Origin of the sequence: Pontibacter anaerobius (genome assembly GCF_026241195.1) — a bacterium.
GTDB lineage: Bacteria > Bacteroidota > Bacteroidia > Cytophagales > Hymenobacteraceae > Pontibacter > Pontibacter anaerobius.
Map to the genome: position 1 here is coordinate 153496 of NZ_JAPFQO010000007.1, position 18238 is coordinate 171733.

Below are 18238 nucleotides of genomic sequence, written 5' to 3' on the forward strand. Positions count from 1 at the left end.
ACTTTAGTGTTGTTTTAGTGTCTCGATTAAGTCCAGATCGATTGTGCGGTCGGCCATGTTAGCGCTCTTTACCTCTACCAGCACCTCATCGCCGAACGATATGATACGCTTGGTCTGACGGCCGATGATGCGGTAATTGTCAGCGTCCAGTTCGTAGTAATCGTCGTTGATGTCGGCCAGGCGCACCATGCCTTCTACCTTATTCTCCTCGATCTCTACAAAGATACCCCATTCCGTGACACCGGAAACAATGCCTTTGTACTGATTTCCGATGGTATCCTTCATAAACTCCACCTGCTTATACTTGATAGAGGCGCGCTCAGCGTCGGCGGCGCGTTTCTCCATCTCAGAAGAGTGGCGGCAGCGCTCCTCAAACTCCTCCTTATCCGCAGAGTTTCCGCCATCCAGGTAGTGTTGCAGCAGGCGGTGGGCCATCATGTCCGGGTAGCGGCGGATAGGCGAGGTAAAGTGTGAGTAATGGTCGAATGCCAGGCCGAAGTGGCCCTCCGGCTCGGTGCTATACTTGGCTTTGGCCATGGTCCGGATAGCCAGGTTCTGCAGCACGCTCTGCTCAGGTTTACCTTCAATTTCAGAGGTCAGGTGGTTCAGCTCTTCGGAGATGTCGCCTTCCGGGTCTACTTTATAGCCAAACTTGCGGGCAAAGAGTGCGAATGTGGCCAGCCTGTCCGGGTCTGGGTTGCCGTGGGTACGGTAAACCATGGTGGGACGCTTTTTACCTTTGCCCAGCTTGTAAACAAACTCCGCTACCTTTTTATTAGCCAGCAGCATGTACTCCTCAATCAGCTTGTGGGCATCCTTGCGCTCCTTCACATACACGGATAGCGGCTTACCGTTCTCGTCCAGCTTAAACTTCACCTCCACTGTCTCAAAGGAGATGGCTCCGTTTTTAAAGCGCTTGGCCTGCAGTTTCTTGGCGATGCCGTTCAGGATGTTGATCTCCTCGGCAAAGTCGCCTTCGCCGGTTTCAATGCGCTCCTGCGCTTCCTCGTAAGCAAAGCGGCGGTCAGAGTAGATGATGGTGCGGCCGTACCAGGTATCGTATAGTTTGCCGTTGTCGTCCAGCTCAAACACCACCGAGAAGGTCAGTTTCTCCTCGTTTGGCCTGAGCGAGCAGAGGCCATTGGAGAGGCGCTCCGGCAGCATCGGGATGGTTCTATCTACCAGGTACACCGATGTGGCCCTATGGAAGGCTTCTTTCTCCAGTACACTTCTCGGGTGCACGTAGTGCGTTACGTCGGCTATGTGCACGCCTATCTCCCAATTACCGTTCTCCAGCTTCTGGATGGAGAGGGCATCGTCAAAGTCCTTGGCGTCGGCAGGGTCTATGGTGAAGGTGGTCACGTCGCGGAAATCGCGGCGCTTGGCGATCTCACCGGCAGGTATCTTCTCCGAGATGGATTCCGCCTCTTCCTCCACCGTCTCCGGAAACTCGAAGGGTAGGCCGAACTCAGCCATGATGGAGTGGATCTCGGCCTCGTGCTCGCCGGCGGGCCCAAACACGCGAATTACCTCGCCGGTCGGGTTCTTGCCTGGCTTATCCGGCCACTCTATAATGCGCACCAGCACCTTGTCGCCGGACTGGGCATCGTTGAGGTGGCGCTCACCTACAAATACATCGAAATAGGTACGTTTAAAATCTGGCACCACAAAGCCGAAGTTCTTAGACAGCTCCATCAGGCCCACCATCTCGTTGCGGGAGCGCTCCAGCACCTCTACTACCACGCCTTCCTGGCGGCCGCCTCTTACCGATGGCAGCACCTCTACTTTCACCAAATCGCCGTCCATGGCGTACTGCAGGTTCTCCGAATGCACCCGGATATCCTCCTCGCGCTCCTCAGACACGATGTAGGCATACTTGCTGTTGGCCAGGTCCACGCGGCCTGTGATGATGTCCACCTTCAGGTTCATCATGTACTTGTCGTCGTCCACGGCCAGCAGTTTGTTCTCGCGCACCAGCGCCTTCACCAGCGACTGTATCTGCTCTCTAGCACCTTTATCCACGGCTCCGAGGCGGCGGGTAACCTGGCGCATGGTAAACACGGTGTCGGGGCTGTTAGAGAACACCTCGAGCACCAGCGCCTTTGCCGATTTAGGGGCACCTCTTCGGTTAGAGGGCTCCTTGCGGGCATACGCTTCTCTTGCTGATTCTTTTTTGCTTGATGCATCTCCACCTCTTCTGCGGGAACGGCTTTTGTCGCTGCGGCTATCGTTATCTCTGCCGCCTTTTTTGTCTTTTTTACTTCTCATGTATCTTCTTAGCTATGGGGGGCAGCCAATAGAGCCGCCACTGCCATTTACAATCTTTAGCCTGAATAGTTTAGATTTACTATACGCCGCTACCGGCTCTTTGGCTAAAGAGTACTTCTATTCGACTTCAATTTATAGAGAAATTTCTATATAAGAGGGCTATCGACGGGTATTTAAGGGCGGAAGGTGAGTTCCGAATGCGTGGTTTATACTTCTATGGATGTTTCCCAGCCGTCGTAATCGCCATTGTGCTTGCGGGCCAGGCGCCGCAGGTGCAGCACGATCTTGTCTATACTTTGCTGGTCTATCTTATCGGTACGGCTGATGTGCAGGCGGTGCGGGTAATCCTCTGACGACTCCAGGTAATCGCTGGTGATCAGGGCGTAATTGTCTTTGGCTATACTTTGCAGGAAAGCGGACCTGTCTGCCTCTGTTTTAAAGTAGATCCAGTGGTCCACCTGGCGCTCCTTGCTAAGGTCGTCTCCATTGCTTTCCAGTTCTTCCAGCACCTTGCGGTTTTTTATACTTTGCAGCTGCTCCGGCTCAGGGTAAAGAAAGTTGAAATACCGGTTCCAGGCCGCGTCTTTCACCAGTTTGTGGGTATAGTCGTGCCCGCTGTATTTTTTCATCACCTGCTGCACATGATCGGCGTAGCCATTGGGCTCCCCCATGTAAAAGTATACTTTACGATGCCCGTTGGAGGTTAAGCGCCCGGCATAGGTGGCTTGGCAGGATGTCCGCAGTTCTTCTTCCAGGTCATCTTCCAGGCTTTGCAGCACAATGGTCTCCTGCAGCGAAGAAAGCCCATCGGGGCGGGGATCCACTATTTTGACCGCTACTTGCAGCAGGTTTGGTTTTTCGGCAACCGGGGCGATCTTGGCCAGGCCCAGGTCTACCGCTATGGAGCCAGGTTTATTGTCTACGCTCCTGAAATGAAATTCCCAATCCGGTTCATGTTGCGTTTGTTCCATACTTTAAAAGCTTAAAGTGCTTACTGCGCGGGGCCTGCTGCTGCAGAAAACCTGTCGCTACGCCACCCCCGCCTTCATGGCCTCCCGCTTCTGCTGTGCAGCTACAATGTCTTCCGGCTCTCCCTTCGGGATGGCATTGATAAGCGTACGCGTATACTCCTGCTGCGGTTGGCGGTAGAGTTGCTCCGGCGTACCGCTTTCCACAATCCGGCCCTCGCTCATCACTAGTATACGGTCCGACATATATTTTGCTACCGATAAATCATGGGTAATGAAAATATATGTGATGTGAAACTCCTTTTTTAGCTTGTTAAGCAAATTAAGCACCTGTGCCTGCACCGACACGTCCAGGGCTGAGACAGACTCGTCGCAGATGATGCACTTTGGTTGCAGCGCCAGTGCCCGGGCTATACTTATGCGCTGCCGCTGGCCACCCGAGAACTCATGTGGATAACGCTGGAAGTGCTTCGGCATAAGTCCTACTTTCTCAAGCAGTTCCATAGCTTTTACACGGCGTTCTTTATTATTATTGTATAAGTTATGCACCTGCATCGGCTCCATAATGGCCTCCCCCACAGTGTGCATCGGGTTCAGGGATGCATTTGGGTCCTGGAAGACCATCTGGAAATCGCGGCGGCTTTTGCGAAGTTCCTCTGGAGTAAGTTGGGCGATGTCGTGGCCATTAAAGATGATGCGCCCCGCCGTGGGTTCCACCATGCGCATCAGCGCACGTCCCAGCGTTGTCTTGCCGCATCCCGACTCTCCCAACAGCCCAATCGTCTCCCCGGGCTTAAGGCCAAAGCTCACGCCATCCACTGCCTTTACATAATCTGTGGTGCCCCGGAAGAAGCCTTTTTTGATCGGGAAGTATACCTTAAGGTTCTCCACCTGCAGCAGCAGCGGCTTTTGTTTGTTCTCCTGCTCTTGCTTTATACTTGTTACCGTGCCTATGTATGCATTTACCACATCGGCCAGGGAGGGCGCGTATACTTCTTTTTTCTTTTCAAGGATGTTGCCGAACTCATCCTCCACCATAAAATCCGACACGGTGGGAAGTATGGATTGGGGCTTGGCCGACAGCTTTGGGCGGCAGGCCAGCAGGCCCTTGGTGTAGGGGTGCTGCGGATTCGTGAAAATATCCAGCACCTTTCCCTGCTCCACCAGCTTGCCTTTATACATCACCAGGATGCGGTCAGCTATCTCGGCCACCACGCCCAGGTCGTGGGTAATGAACAGGACAGCGGTGTTCTCCTTCACCCGCAGCTCATCTATCAGCTGCAGCATGCGCGCCTGCACCGTAACATCGAGGGCTGTGGTGGGCTCATCGGCAATAAGTATACCTGGCTCGCAGGCCATGGCCATCGCGATCATCACGCGCTGCTTCTGCCCACCCGAAATCTCATGTGGATAAGCATCGAAAATCTTTTCCGGTCGTGGCAGTTTTGCTTTCTCAAAAAGCTGAATGGTGCGTTTTTTGGCCTCTTTTTTAGAGAGATCGGTGTGCAACAGCAATACCTCCGCCACCTGTTTTCCACAAGTATAAACCGGGTTTAGCGACGACATTGGCTCCTGGAAAATCATACTTATCTCGTTGCCTCTGATGCCTTGCAACTGCTTCTCCGGCAGCTGAAGCAGGTCTGCCTCGCCATACTTACCGGACCGGAAAACAGCCTCTCCCCCTGTCGTTGCCCGCTCGGTATCCAGCAGCCGCATCAGCGAGAGCGCCGTTACTGACTTGCCTGAACCAGATTCGCCCACAATAGCCAATGTCTCGCCCGGGTATACCTCAAACGATACCTTATCTACGGCCCTGGTTGTGCCGTGGCGGGTGGAGAAAGTTGTTTCCAGCTCTCTGACCTGAAGTATGGGCGTGGTGCTTGGCAAGGGTGAAAGTATGGATTAGGCTTTTGGTAAGGTATGCTTTTTTTCGGGATTGTGGTGCAAATAACAGATGGTAAATACTATATTAGCATTTAACTATATAAAGAAGCATTTAATTGAACTATATCAACACAATATATTTATTAACCATACCCATCTTATCACTACTCACTATTTTAAAACTAATATCTATAATTAAATCAAGTACAACAACCTAAAATTCACAGTATGAAAAGAAACTTACGCATCACAAGTCTTTTACTGGCGCCAACCTTAATGCTTTCCAGTTGTGCTAGCATCCTGAACTCGAAGCAGCAGCAGCTTAACATCGTAACAGATCAAGCCACGGCAAAAGTGTACGTAAACGGCGAGCTGGCCGGAGAGGGTGAGCAAGTTGAGGCCAAACTCAACAGAGATATGAAGGTTCAGCAGCTTAAGGTGGAGCAGCCAGGTTTTAAACCAGAGTATAAAGTTGCTTTCCAGACAACTAAATCGCCGCTTTACATCATGTCCTGGATACCTTTTGGCATTCTTTTCTTCCCTCCCTTTCAGGATGGGGGCCCGAAGAGCTTTGATTATAAAAAAGAGGCTATTGCGGTTAAGCCAAGTATGAGCATTGCCCCTAGAAAAGAGAAGAACAAATACATTTACCTCAAGCACACTTCTTTCAATGTTAGCAAAGAAGACCTGGTTTTCAAGAAGTATAGCTTCAAAAGGTATAACAAAGGGAAAAAAGAATCGTCGGTTAGCAATGGCAAAGACGACCTCAAGCTGGATAACACGATCTTCTCAGATGCCATTACAGAGGTGCTGAAGAAGTCCGGCTACACAGACACCACAAGATCTGTACTGAAGAACAAAACGAATACCATTTATGTCGGCGCTGAAGTAAGTAATGTGCAGTTCAGTGATATTTATAACACCAAGGGAGCGTTTAGGCAAAACTATGCTGTAGGCAAGGCTACTATTAACTGGACCTTCTACGATGTGTACGGACAAACGAAGTTTCAGAAATCCATCGTTTCTGAATCGGGCGAGTTCAGCCCACACTATTACGACGACACGGAAGATTACATAGCTGTGATTCTGGAGGATGCCATTACGGCTTCCTTCTACAAGGTTTTAGAGGAAAATGAGGTACAGGAGCTTCTAAAGGAAGAACAGGTCGTAACGCCAACCTTCGCCCCTCTCGCCCTAAACAGAGCGAAGTCTTCTTCTTTGGTGAAGACAATTGCTCAGGCACAGAACGCAACCGTAACTCTGAAAACCAAAGAAGGGCACGGCAGCGGCATTGTAATCGATGAGAACGGTTACATCCTAACCAACTTCCACGTAATAGCGAACCAGGAGAAAAACACGAAGCTTATACTTTCAGACGGCCAGGAGGTTTCTTGTGAAGTTGTTCGTGTGAACGAGTATGCTGACTTGGCCTTATTGAAAGCAGACAAGAAGTTCACCTATTCCTTTGCCCTGCCAAACGCCGCAGACTACTCTTCCGGAATGGATGTGTTTGCCATCGGAACGCCTAACTCCATAGAACTCGGACAGACCTTATCGAAGGGCATTATTTCCGGCATCAGAAACAACAAAGACTCTGAGTGGATACAAACCGATGTTAGCGTTAACCCAGGCAACAGTGGCGGTGCCCTGATCGACAGAAACGGAAGGCTGCTTGGTGTGGTTAACTCTAAAGTAACGGGCTTCGGGATTGAAGGAATCGCCTTCTGTATACCTGCTTATAAAGTAAGCCAGTTCTTAGGTTTGAACATGAAATAATAAGGTATCGATTTTTATAAAAAGAGAAGGCTGCCCCACCCGGAGCAGCCTTCTCTTTTTATACTTTATACTTTAGTTTACAGCCCCTGCTGCTCTACAATCTTGTGTTTCGGCTCTTCGTGGTGCTCCCCGAAGAAACGCTTCTGGTTGAACAGGATCAGCAGCACACCGATGAAGATGGCAGAGTCGGCAACGTTAAAGATCGGCCACAGCGACATGGGCTTACCACCGAAGATCGGGATCCAGTTCGGCACAATACCTTCCCAGATATCGACATAGAACATATCGATTACCTGGCCATGAAACCACGGGGTGGATGAGCCATACGGGGCGTTATCAAACCATACACCATAAAACGTGCTGTCCACCAGGTTGCCAATGGCCCCGCCAAGTATGAGCGCGATGCACCAGATCAGGCCTTTCGGGGCTTTGTGCTTTACCAGGTAGTACAGGTAGTAGCCGATACCAAACATAGCCACCAGGCGGAACAGCGTCAGGATAAGCTTGCCGTAATCTGAGCCAAGCTCCACACCGAAAGCCATTCCCGGGTTCAGGGTATAGTGCAGTTTCAGCCAATCCCCTATCAGATGGATCTCACCTGGCATACCCATCTCCATATTGTAATGCACAACCAGCTTCACGATCTGATCCACTAGTATCACGGCCAAGGCAGCCAGGTAATATTTTCCGTATTTCATATCTGAACATTAAGCAGCAGGCGCTTTGTACTGTTTGGCCACCGCAATGGATTCCTTATAAGTATAAAAGCACCAGGATACGCTTTTAGTTTCCTGGTGCTTTGTCGTTTATATAATCGTATTCTGCTCCGTCTGGATGTGGATGTATACTTTGTAATCATCGATATCCAGCAAGGTGGCGCTTTCCAGCTCTTCTACCACATCAAGGCTCAGAGCCTGCGTTTCGGCGCAGATGTAGTTGCTGTAGTTTTGCACGGCTGCCATTACCTCCGGCGCACTGCGCTGCAGCAGGATATGGATCTTGTCCTGCACCTCCAGATTAGAGTCTTTGCGCAGGTTCTGGATGCGGTTCACCAGGTCGCGGGCAATGCCCTCCTGCTTCAGCTCCTCGGTCAGGGTGATGTCCAGTGCCACTGTCAGTTTGCCCTCGCTGGCCACCAGCCATCCCGGGATGTCCTCCGACGAGATCTCCACGTCGTCCGGCGTCAGTACGGCGGTTTCCTCCTCATTCAGCATCACCTCAAAACCTCCCTCTCTTTCAAGATGCGCGATGTCGTTCTGATCCATGCGCTGTACGGCGGCGGCCACCAGTTTCATCTTCGGTCCGAACACCTGACCCAGCTTCTTAAAGTTAGGCTTGATCTTCTTCACCAGGATACCGGAAGTATCGTCGATGTACTCAATCGTCTTCACGTTCACCTCGCTCAGGATCAGGTCAGCCACAGCCTCTATCTGCTGCTTCATCTTCGGGTTGAGCACCGGTATAAGTATGCGCTGCAGCGGCTGGCGCACCTTGATCATCTCCTTCTTGCGCAGCGAGTGCACCAAGGATGAGATGGTCTGGGCCAGTTGCATGCGCTCCTCCAGGTCTTTGTTGATGTCCTCGTGGTTCACCTCCGGGTAATAAGCCAGATGCACCGACTCCTCCCTGTGCTTGTTGCTCACGCCATTCAGGTCGCGGTACAGTTGCTCGGTGTAGAACGGCGCGATCGGCGAGGCCAGCTTGGCGATTACCTCCAGGCAAGTATAAAGTGTCTGGTAAGCGGCAATCTTATCCATGTTGTACTCGCCTTTCCAGAAGCGTTTACGGTTCAGGCGAACATACCAGTTGCTCAGGTCATCCACCACGAAGTCCTGGATGGCACGTGCCGCACGGGTTGGGTCGTAGTCCTCGTAGTAGCTGTCCACGTCCTGGATCAGGGTGTTCAGCTTGGAGATGATCCAACGGTCCGACTCGGTGCGCTGCGCCATCGGCACATCCGCCTCGGAGTAGGTAAAGTTATCCAGGTTGGCATAGAGCGCGAAGAACGAGTAGGTGTTCTGCAGTGTGCCGAAGAAACGGCGCTGCGTCTCCACCACCCCGTCCGGGTTAAATTTCAGGTTATCCCAAGGCGGCGCGTTGGCGATCATGTACCAGCGCACGGCATCCGGGCCATAGGTACCGATCATCTCGAACGGGTCGATGGCGTTGCCGAGGCGCTTGCTCATCTTGTTGCCGTTCTTATCCAGCACCAGGCCGTTGGCGATTACGTTTTTATAGGCCACGCTGTCTTCCAGCATCACAGCCAGCGCATGCAGGGTAAAGAACCAGCCGCGTGTCTGGTCCACGCCCTCGGCGATAAAGTCAGCCGGGAAGTTCTTCTCAAAGATCTCCTTGTTCTCCAGCGGGTAGTGCCACTGTGCATAAGGCATGGCGCCAGAGTCGAACCAAACGTCGATAAGGTCTGTCTCTCTGTACATTGGCTTACCAGACTTGCTCAGCAGCACCACATTATCCACATACGGGCGGTGCAGGTCCTTCACCTCCACGGAGGCGTCCATCACACCGGCACTCACGGCTCTTTCTATCTCATCGTTAAGCTGCGCGATAGAGCCGATGCAGATCTCCTCCTCGCCATCTTCTGTTCTCCAGATTGGCAGCGGCGTGCCCCAGTAACGGGAACGCGACAGGTTCCAGTCCACTAGGTTCTCGAGCCAGTTACCGAAGCGGCCAGAGCCTGTAGACTCCGGTTTCCAGTTGATGGTCTTGTTCAGCTCGATCAGGCGGTCCTTCACGGCTGTGGTTTTGATGAACCAGCTATCCAGCGGATAGTATAAAACCGGCTTGTCGGTGCGCCAGCAGTGCGGGTAGGTGTGTTCGTACTTCTCTACCTTAAAGGCTTTGCCCTCTTCTTTCAGTTTGATGGCGATCAGCACGTCGGTCGGTTTGTAGTCCGGGGCCGATTCGTCCTGGCCGTCGTAGTTCTTCACGTACATGCCGGCAAAGTCGGTGATCTCCGGCACGAAGCGTCCCTGTCGGTCCACGATCGGCGATGGCTTTCCGTTCTCATCCATCACCAGCAGCGCCGGGATGTCGTTCTGCGCGGCTACGCGGGCGTCATCGGCACCAAAGGTTGGCGAGATGTGCACGATACCGGTACCATCCTCTGTGGTCACGTAATCACCGATGATCACGCGGAAGGCTGGCTTCTCAGGCTGCACATACGGCATCAACTGGTGAAACTCCACGCCTGCCAGGTCGCTGCCCAGGAACTCCTCCACTACTTTGTAAGGAATCAGCTTATCGCCGGAGCTATAGTCTGTCAGGGCCAGGTCAGCGGCTTTCGGGTTGAAGTAGCGGCTTACCAGGTCCTTGGCAAGTATAACCGAGATCGGCTCGTAAGTATACTGGTTATAGGTGCGTACTTTTACATACTTGATGTTCTTGCCCACAGCCAGGGCCGTGTTGGCAGGCAGCGTCCAAGGCGTGGTCGTCCAGGCCAGGAAGTAAGTTCTCTCCTCCTCATGCTCGAACAGGAACATGTTGCGGGTGATCTTCTTCACCTCGAACTGCGCCACGATGGTAGTGTCCTTCACCATTTTGTAGCAGCCCGGCTGATTCAGCTCATGCGAGCTAAGGCCGGTGCCGGCGGCCGGCGAGAACGGCTGTATGGTGTAACCCTTGTACAGGTAGCCTTTGTCGTAGAGCTTCTTCAGCAGCGCCCAGCAAGACTCGATATACTCATCCTCAAACGTGATGTAGGGGTTGTTCAGGTCTACCCAGTAGCCCATCTGCTCAGTTAGGGTATCCCACTGGTTCTTGAAGCGCATTACCGTTTCGCGGCAGCGCTGGTTATACTCCTCTACCGATATCTTCTTGCCGATATCCTCCTTCGTGATGCCCAGCTCCTTCTCTACCTGCAGCTCCACAGGCAGGCCGTGCGTGTCCCAGCCGCCCTTGCGGTTCACCTGGAAGCCTTTCAGGGTTTTGTAACGGCAGAAAATATCTTTCACGGCGCGGGCCATCACGTGGTGAATGCCCGGCGTGCCATTGGCTGAAGGCGGTCCTTCATAGAAAACGAAAGGCTTGTTGCCCTCACGGGTGGCTACAGAGCGCTCGAAGATGTTGTGCTGCTTCCAATATGCCAGCACGTCTTCGCCTACTTTGGCATAGTTCAGGTTTTTATACTCGTTATACTTCACCGTTTACAGGTTTTTATCTTCTAGACTAACTTCTTCTTCTAATCTCAACTTCAACTGGCTCAGGTCAAGTTCCTCGTCCTCGTGCTCCAGGTAGAACTCGTCGTAGTGCTCAATCAGGGCATACGGATCGCGCTCAAACTTGCCGCTATCGAAGCTCATCAGCAAAGTTGGCAATATAATCAGGTTTGTGAATAATGCAATCAGCAAACTCACCGACATCAGCACACCCAGGGCCTTGGTGCCGCCAAACTCCGAGAAGGCGAAAATCACAAAGCCGAAGAACAGGATCACCGAAGTATAAATCATACTTGTGCCCGCCTCCGTAAGGCTGGTGGTGATGGCCCGGCTCACATTGAACCCGTTGCTCAGCAACTCACTCCTATACTTGGCCAGGAAGTGAATGGAGTCGTCGATGGCGATGCCGAGGGCGATACTGAAGATCAGCGCCGTGCTCGGCTTTAGCGGGATGTTGAAAAAGCCCATCAGGCCACCGGCTATCACCAGCGGTATCATGTTCGGTATCAGCGAGATGATTACCACCCTTGCCGACTTAAACAACAGCGCGATCACTAAAGTTACCAACACAAAGGCAAGTATAAGGCTGGAGCGCAGGTTGTTGATAAGGTACTCATTGCCTTTGATGAACAGCAGCGTGGTGCCCGTCAGGCTCACCGTGGTCTGGGCGCCGGAATCATCCCGGGTGAAGGTCATGGTATTGCCCTCCTCGGCTACCGAAACGCCCTCGCCGCCGTAGATCTCGCGCAGCTCCGGCTTTATCTTGTTAAGTATAAGCGTGTCGAGTTCACGGGAACCGGCATCGGCCACCTTTAGGGAGATGCGTGCCTGCTGCCCGGTGCTATCCACGAAGGCGCGGAGTAGGCGCTGGTTGGCTCCATCGTTCTGCTTGGCCAAGTAGCTGAAGATAAAGTTTCGCTCCGTGTTGTCGGGCAAGCGGTACGAACCTGGATCGCCTCCGTAGAATGCCTGCGTGGCCGTCTTCACCAGGCCCACCACCGAAATCGGGGCGGAAAGTATAGGCTGCGTACGCAGGAAGTTCTCCAGCTCGTTCAGTTTGTTCAGGTTCGGCAGACGCATCACGCCCTGCTTCACGCCTGTGTCCACGATGATCTCCAGCGGCATTACCCCGTTGAAGTGGTTCTCGAAGAAGGCCAGGTCTGCATTTACGCTGCTTTCCTCCGGTAGGTCATCCACCATGTAGGATACCGTCTTCACTTTATAAATACCGAACAGTGACAGCCCGATGGCCAGGATCGTGAAGAAGTATACCAAGTGGCGCTTGCGGTGCACGATGTAGTCGAAGAACTCCAGCAGTTTGTTCAGCGGACGGGCATCTAAGTGGCGCAGCTGACGCGGGCTTGGCGGCGGCAGGTAGGAAAACACCACCGGAATCAGCACCAGGCTCACGATAAAGGTCACGAAAATGTTGATGCCGGCCACTACTCCGAACTCGTAAAGTATGGCCACGTGCGTAAACGTGAACACGATAAAGCCGATGGCCGTGGTCGTGTTCGTCACTAGGTTCACCACCCCGATCTTACTAATCACGCGTGAAAGGGCCAGTATCTTGTTGCCGTGCTTGCGGTAGTCGTAGTGGTAGCGCGTGAGCAGGTACGTGGAGTTCGGGATACCGATGACCACTAGTATGGCAGGTATGAGCCCGGTTAAAAGGGAAATCTTAAAGCCCAGCAGCGAGAGCGTGCCCAGGACCCATACCACCACCAGGCTAATTACCAGCAGCGGGAAGATAACGGCATAGAACGAGCGGAAGAAGATGAAAAGCGTAACGCCTGTTACCAGCAATGCCAGCAGCAGGAACATCTTCATTTCGGCGGCCACCTTGGTCGTCATCACGGCGCGCACAAAAGGCAACCCGGCGTAGTGCAGTTTTACACCTGTGTTCTTCGTGAAAGCCTCGGTATGCGCCATCACGTTGTCCATCACCTCCACGCGGCGGGCCGAGTTCAGGTAGGCTGGGTCTACGGTGATGGCCAGCAGGGTGGCTCCTGTTTTATCGTTGATGATCTGCCCATCGTAGAAGCCCTGGTTACGCACCACCTGCATCAGGCTGTCGAGCTGGGGCTGTGTTTCGGGCATTGGCGAGAAGATAGGCGCCGTAGTAAATCTGCGCTCAGCAGTATCTTTCACCACCTGCACCAGGTTCGGCAGCGAGATCACGGCCTTAACGCCCTCCACCCCGCTTAACTGCTCAGACAGTGTTTTTAACTGCTGGAAATTCTGCAGCTTGTATACTTTGTTGTCCTGCATGCCCACCACCAGGATATTCCCGTCTTCGCCAAAGGTTTGCTTGAAGCGCTGGAAATACTGCATGTCCACATCCTCTTTGGATACGACATTGGCAAAATCGTAAGACATTTCTGCGTTTCTGGCATGATAGGCCATAAAAGCAGTAAGCGCGGCTAAGACCAACATCAGTCTTAACCTGTATTTGATAATAAAAATGGCAATTTTATTCCACATGGTCCGGCTACAATTCGGCAAAGGTACGGATTTTTTGCGCACGCTGCAGAGCATCAGCCGGTAATCCTGCCATCCGGAGGATATAAAAATAGCCCCAGCCATGGCCGGGGCTACCTAAGTATGCTATAAGCCTCTTTCAGCTTTTCTTTTTTGAAGATGCGCCACTTCCGTAGGCCTTGTTCATTGGCACACAGTTAGGCACCGTTTTGCCGCTTTTCTCTTTCGTTCCTACTGGTTTGTAGCCTTCCTAGCAGGGATTTTCATTCTTCAAGCTGTGTTTATTGCTGTTAACTGATTCGGACATGTGCTTTGCGAGTTAGTTATAGCAACTTGTACGGCTAAGGTGCGCCTTCCTTTTTATACTTTGCCGTGGCTATGGGTCATGTTAGTAAACGGCTGTAACTCCTATGCAGTAGCTTGTTTACAACTCCATCTCTCTTACTATACAATTGTACTGATAATAAGCTTATTCCAGTATTTGTATCTTGGTTCCCTTCTCCAGTTTCGCACAAGCAGTGGCATCAGTTGTTAACAGTAAGGAGCTTTATTATACTTAACATAAGTAATGCACTTAAAGGCGAATCTTATTCTTTTTATCCCTAAATATAGCTCCAGCGGAAGGTACGGTTTTACAAATTATGGGATAGAAGCCTTGCCTGCAGGAAACAAAAACCCCCCGCTCACTTACTGGTGAGCGGGGGATTCAAACAAATTCACTTGTTCTACATGCGATCTATCCATTCCTTGATCTCATGCTTTGTTTTGCCTATCTTTTGTTGCATCCGGCCCAGCCATTCATCCTGCCTGCCTTCTTCATAGGTCAGGTCGTCGTCGGTTAAGTCGCCGTACTCCTGCTTCATCTTGCCCTTCAATTCGTTCCAATTGCCCCGGGCTCTGTATTCTGTCTCTCTCATAGTTTTATCGCGTTGATTAGCAATAGTATAACGTATGGCAAGAACCAGTAGTTTTCAAAGCATGCTTCTGCAGGAACACTTTTATACTTGTGTTACTTGCCTGTTAGCTAGAGGGAGTCACCGCTGCCGCAGTTTGCACCTGTTCTACCCGAAAGCTGGGGGCCTGGTAATCTTCTGGCAGGTAATGTGCCGGTATGGTAACCATGTTCCCATCGCGCTGTGCCCTGTAGTGCGGCGACAGAATCTCTATGCCCGCCTCGTTAAACTTATCCTGAATGTTCTGGTGGATGCCGGAGTAAGTAGCGGCCATTTTATTGGCCGCGAAAGTATAAGCGTTCAGTTGATAACTCACGTAAAAATCGTCGAGGCTGGTCTGTAACACGAATGGCTGGGGTGTTTTTTCCACGTTTGGCGCGGCCAGGGCAGCGTCTATCAACGCCTGGTGCACCTTTGGCCAGGGCACATCGTAGCCGATGGTAACGGTGGTATGCAGCACCAGCCCCTTCTCGCTATGCTCGCTGCAGGAGGTAAAGTTGGTGGTGTGGTTGTTCAGGATCATGGCGTTCGGGATGGTGATGTCCTCATTCTTGATCGTCCTGACCCTAGTCACCAGCAGCGTCTTCTCGATCACATCCCCCGAAATCTCCCCTATCTTGATCCTGTCGCCGAGCTTAAAGGAGCGCATGTAGGTGAGCACCAGGCCGGCCACCATGTTGGCGATGGCTGAGGAAGAGCCCAGCGAGAAAAGTATACCCAGGAAAACCGACACCCCCTGGAAAACGGCTGAGTCGGAGCCAGGCAAGTATGGCCAGATCACCACAAACATAAACGCGTAGAGCAGAAACCGCACAATGTTGTAGGTAGGTTTGGCCCAATCGCGGTAAAAGCCCGGCACCTCCAGTTTGCCGCTTTCCACCTCCCCTGCCAGGAAGCGTATAAACTTTACCACATAGTGTGTCACCACCACTATCACAAGTATGGCCAGCAGGTTGGGGATATAGTTTATCGCCCCCATACCAATGTTGCGGAGCGGGTTGAGGATGTAGCTTAACAAGGTATCGGCATAGCTTTCCGTCCAGGGGAAGATGCTGAATAGCACAGGCAACAGGATGTACACCATCACGAAAAGTGTGATAAGGCGGATAAACCTGGCCACTGTAAGTACCACAGCCACCTCGCGCTCCGGCGTCAGCATTTCGTAGTCTTTTACCTTCAGCCCCTTCAGCCGCTTGTCCTTCTGCTCCTCAATTTTTAGGAAGATGAACTGGAAGAACTTGTTCACATACTTTACCAGCACGTAGAACACGAGCAGCACCAGTAGCGCCAGCCCTATCTCGATCAGAATACTCTTCAGGCTATACTGCTCCGCCGACTTTACTGCACTTTCTTTTATTTTGGCTGCATACAGTGTGGCAAGCTCCTGCCGTGGTTTTTCGGCCACTTCCGCGTCTGTCTCTGTTACGCTCATCAGCACACGGTCCAGGTACACGATATCCGTTGTGAGCACATTCTCCACCACCTTCACCGAGTCTGCTTGCAGAAACCGCTCCTCAGACAGCTCTTTTACTCTTTTGCTAATCGCCGCCGCACGGTCTTCCTTGCTGAAGGAGCCCACTGGATTATAGATGTAAAACAGCGTATCGCGGTGCAGTTTCACTGGTGCGCCCACTGGTTGCTCCTGCTCTTCCAGTACAGGAGGCTGCTCCTGCGCCACTACATTACCGAAGGTTAAAAGTGCCACCAGGCACAGCATAATCTTTACGACTTTCATCTCTCTACATGTAGATTATCCACTTAAGCTACTAAAAAATCTGCACAAAACAGCCATGGCTGCTGCAGTAGCCGGCTTAAGCAAGTATAAATGCTGTTGTTGAACTCCAGGGTTTAGGCGGGGATTTTTAAAGTATAAAGTATAGGTTACAAGACACTTGTACTTAATGAGGCATTTTTAAAACTGTCTTTTATCCACAGCTCAAAACAGAAGAGGCAGCCTGGTTTTCCAGACTGCCTCTTATTATCATAAGTATGATTTTATACTTACGCAAGTTTTTCTAACACACTCTTGAAGCTAACTGCCTTGTTAATGTAGCTGTGCAGTTCGCTGATCGGCATGCGTACCTGCTCGCGTGTGTCGCGGTCGCGCACGGTTACGGTGTTATCCTCCAGCGTCTGGTGATCCACGGCGATACAGAATGGCGTTCCGATCAGGTCCTGGCGGGTATAGCGCTTGCCGATGCTGTCGCGCTCCTCGTAGATCATGTTGAAGTCGTACTTCAGCTCTTCGAAGATCTCGTTCGCTTTTTCCGGCAGACCGTCCTTCTTCGTCAGCGGAAGTATAGCGGCTTTTACCGGGGCAAGCGCCGGGTGCAGCTTCAGGAACGTGCGGCTCTTGGTGCTGTCCCCCTCGGTGATTTCCTCTTCGGTGAAGGCGCTGCAGAGCACCATCAGGAACAGGCGATCGGCTCCTACGGATGTCTCGATCACGTATGGCACGTAGTTTCCGTATGGCTTGCCCTCCTCGTTCAGGTCGTTGTCGAAGTACTGCAGTTTCTTGCGGCTCAGCTCCTGGTGCTGCGTCAGGTCGAAATCGGTGCGGGAGTGAATGCCCTCTACCTCTTTGAAACCAAACGGGAACTCGAACTCGATGTCCAGAGCGGCGTTGGCGTAGTGGGCCAGCTTCTCGTGGTTGTGGAAACGCAGCTTGTCGATCGGCACACCGATGGCCTCGTGCCACTTGCGGCGGGTGTCTCTCCACTGCTCGTACCACTCCATCTCGGTGCCAGGGCGCACGAAGAACTGCATCTCCATCTGCTCAAACTCGCGCATACGGAAGATGAACTGGCGCGCCACGATCTCGTTACGGAAGGCCTTACCGATTTGTGCGATACCGAAAGGCACTTTCATGCGGCCTGTCTTCTGCACGTTCAGGAAGTTCACGAATATACCCTGTGCCGTTTCCGGGCGCAGGTAAATGGTGCTGGCATCCTCGGCCACAGACCCTACCTGGGTAGAGAACATCAGGTTAAACTGACGCACTTCCGTCCAGTTAGCGGTGCCGGATACCGGGCATTTGATATCTTCTTTGATGATCAGCTCACGCACACCGTCCAGATCCTCGGCGCCGAGCAGCTTGCCCATCTCCACGAGCAGCTCGCTGGCTTTCTCGTAGTGGCCGTCTTTCTCGTACTGAGCCGCCTTGTCTTCCAGCAGCACGTCGGCACGGTAGCGTTTCTTCGAGTCCTTGTTATCGATCATCGGGTCGTTGAAGCTGTCCACGTGGCCCGAGGCCTTCCAAACCAGCGGGTGCATGAAAATGGCAGCGTCCAGACCTACTACGTTCTGGTTCAGCTGGGTCATGCTTTTCCACCACAGGTTTTTAATGTTGTTCTTCAGCTCCACGCCCATCTGGCCGTAGTCGTACACGGCCTGCAAGCCATCATAAATCTCGCTTGACGGGAATATAAAGCCATACTCCTTCGCGTGCGAGATGATATCTTTTAACTGAGCGTTTTCTACAGGTGTTTTTTCTTGTGTCGCCATGCCGCAAATATACTTCTTTCGTGTTTGATTATGTTATGTCTCAAGCTATTGTTTTCTCATCCCACCACCCGCTTCTTACTGGCCGCTTTGCCTCAATCGTGTTTGCCCTTAAATTTTTGTGCAAGTGCCTTGGGTAGCGTATTAACAATTTCTTAACATTGGGCGAAATTGCGTAACATTAAATTAAAGTAACTTTGCGCCGTATTTTATATTTTATCAACCTTATAAA

General features: G+C 52.0%; 10 protein-coding genes. 1 reads left to right on the plus strand and 9 read right to left on the minus strand.

Annotated elements, in window-relative coordinates:
• Positions 1–3 precede the first annotated feature (3 nt).
• From rnr to OO017_RS11395, 3 genes are all read right to left on the minus strand, one after another.
• Positions 4–2268, minus strand: coding sequence for a ribonuclease R (rnr, locus tag OO017_RS11385; protein ID WP_266052615.1), 2265 nt, complete (start codon positions 2266–2268; stop codon positions 4–6).
• Positions 2269–2474: 206 nt separating this feature from the next.
• Positions 2475–3239 (minus strand): DUF695 domain-containing protein, encoded by a 765-nt coding sequence (locus tag OO017_RS11390; protein ID WP_266052616.1) that lies wholly within the window; start codon positions 3237–3239, stop codon positions 2475–2477.
• Between the two features lie 57 nt (positions 3240–3296).
• Positions 3297–5123 carry an ABC transporter ATP-binding protein gene (locus tag OO017_RS11395; RefSeq protein WP_266052617.1) on the minus strand — a complete coding sequence of 609 codons (1827 nt, stop codon included), beginning with the start codon at positions 5121–5123 and terminating at the stop codon, positions 3297–3299.
• 225 nt (positions 5124–5348) lie between these two features.
• Between OO017_RS11395 and OO017_RS11400 the strand changes: the two genes are divergently transcribed.
• Positions 5349–6896 carry a S1C family serine protease gene (locus OO017_RS11400; protein WP_266052618.1) on the plus strand — a complete coding sequence of 516 codons (1548 nt, stop codon included), beginning with the start codon at positions 5349–5351 and terminating at the stop codon, positions 6894–6896.
• Positions 6897–6973: 77 nt separating this feature from the next.
• Here OO017_RS11400 and OO017_RS11405 read toward each other — a convergent pair whose 3' ends face one another.
• The 6 genes from OO017_RS11405 to OO017_RS11430 form a co-directional block, all read right to left on the minus strand.
• Positions 6974–7594: a lipoprotein signal peptidase gene (locus OO017_RS11405; RefSeq protein WP_266052619.1), complete on the minus strand. Its 621-nt coding sequence runs from the start codon at positions 7592–7594 to the stop codon at positions 6974–6976.
• Positions 7595–7702: 108 nt separating this feature from the next.
• Positions 7703–11056, minus strand: coding sequence for an isoleucine--tRNA ligase (ileS, locus tag OO017_RS11410; RefSeq protein ID WP_266052620.1), 3354 nt, complete (start codon positions 11054–11056; stop codon positions 7703–7705).
• A 3-nt stretch (positions 11057–11059) separates the two neighbouring features.
• Positions 11060–13507 carry an efflux RND transporter permease subunit gene (locus OO017_RS11415; protein WP_266052621.1) on the minus strand — a complete coding sequence of 816 codons (2448 nt, stop codon included), beginning with the start codon at positions 13505–13507 and terminating at the stop codon, positions 11060–11062.
• Positions 13508–14277: 770 nt separating this feature from the next.
• Positions 14278–14469 carry a CsbD family protein gene (locus OO017_RS11420; RefSeq protein WP_266052622.1) on the minus strand — a complete coding sequence of 64 codons (192 nt, stop codon included), beginning with the start codon at positions 14467–14469 and terminating at the stop codon, positions 14278–14280.
• 103 nt (positions 14470–14572) lie between these two features.
• Positions 14573–16240 carry a mechanosensitive ion channel family protein gene (locus OO017_RS11425; RefSeq protein WP_266052623.1) on the minus strand — a complete coding sequence of 556 codons (1668 nt, stop codon included), beginning with the start codon at positions 16238–16240 and terminating at the stop codon, positions 14573–14575.
• Between the two features lie 266 nt (positions 16241–16506).
• Complete coding sequence (locus tag OO017_RS11430; RefSeq protein ID WP_266052624.1) at positions 16507–18009, minus strand: glycine--tRNA ligase; 1503 nt, start codon at positions 18007–18009, stop codon at positions 16507–16509.
• Between the last annotated feature and the right edge of the window lie 229 nt (positions 18010–18238).

What these genes read in the sequence shown, in the direction of transcription:
- rnr (WP_266052615.1), bottom strand. Translation starts at nt 2,268, where the DNA reads ATGAGAAGTAAAAAAGACAAAAAAGGCGGCAGAGATAACGATAGCCGC.
- OO017_RS11390 (WP_266052616.1), bottom strand. Translation starts at nt 3,239, where the DNA reads ATGGAACAAACGCAACATGAACCGGATTGGGAATTTCATTTCAGGAGC.
- OO017_RS11400 (WP_266052618.1), top strand. Translation starts at nt 5,349, where the DNA reads ATGAAAAGAAACTTACGCATCACAAGTCTTTTACTGGCGCCAACCTTA.
- OO017_RS11405 (WP_266052619.1), bottom strand. Translation starts at nt 7,594, where the DNA reads ATGAAATACGGAAAATATTACCTGGCTGCCTTGGCCGTGATACTAGTG.
- OO017_RS11415 (WP_266052621.1), bottom strand. Translation starts at nt 13,507, where the DNA reads ATGTTGGTCTTAGCCGCGCTTACTGCTTTTATGGCCTATCATGCCAGA.
- OO017_RS11420 (WP_266052622.1), bottom strand. Translation starts at nt 14,469, where the DNA reads ATGAGAGAGACAGAATACAGAGCCCGGGGCAATTGGAACGAATTGAAG.
- OO017_RS11425 (WP_266052623.1), bottom strand. Translation starts at nt 16,240, where the DNA reads ATGAAAGTCGTAAAGATTATGCTGTGCCTGGTGGCACTTTTAACCTTC.
- OO017_RS11430 (WP_266052624.1), bottom strand. Translation starts at nt 18,009, where the DNA reads ATGGCGACACAAGAAAAAACACCTGTAGAAAACGCTCAGTTAAAAGAT.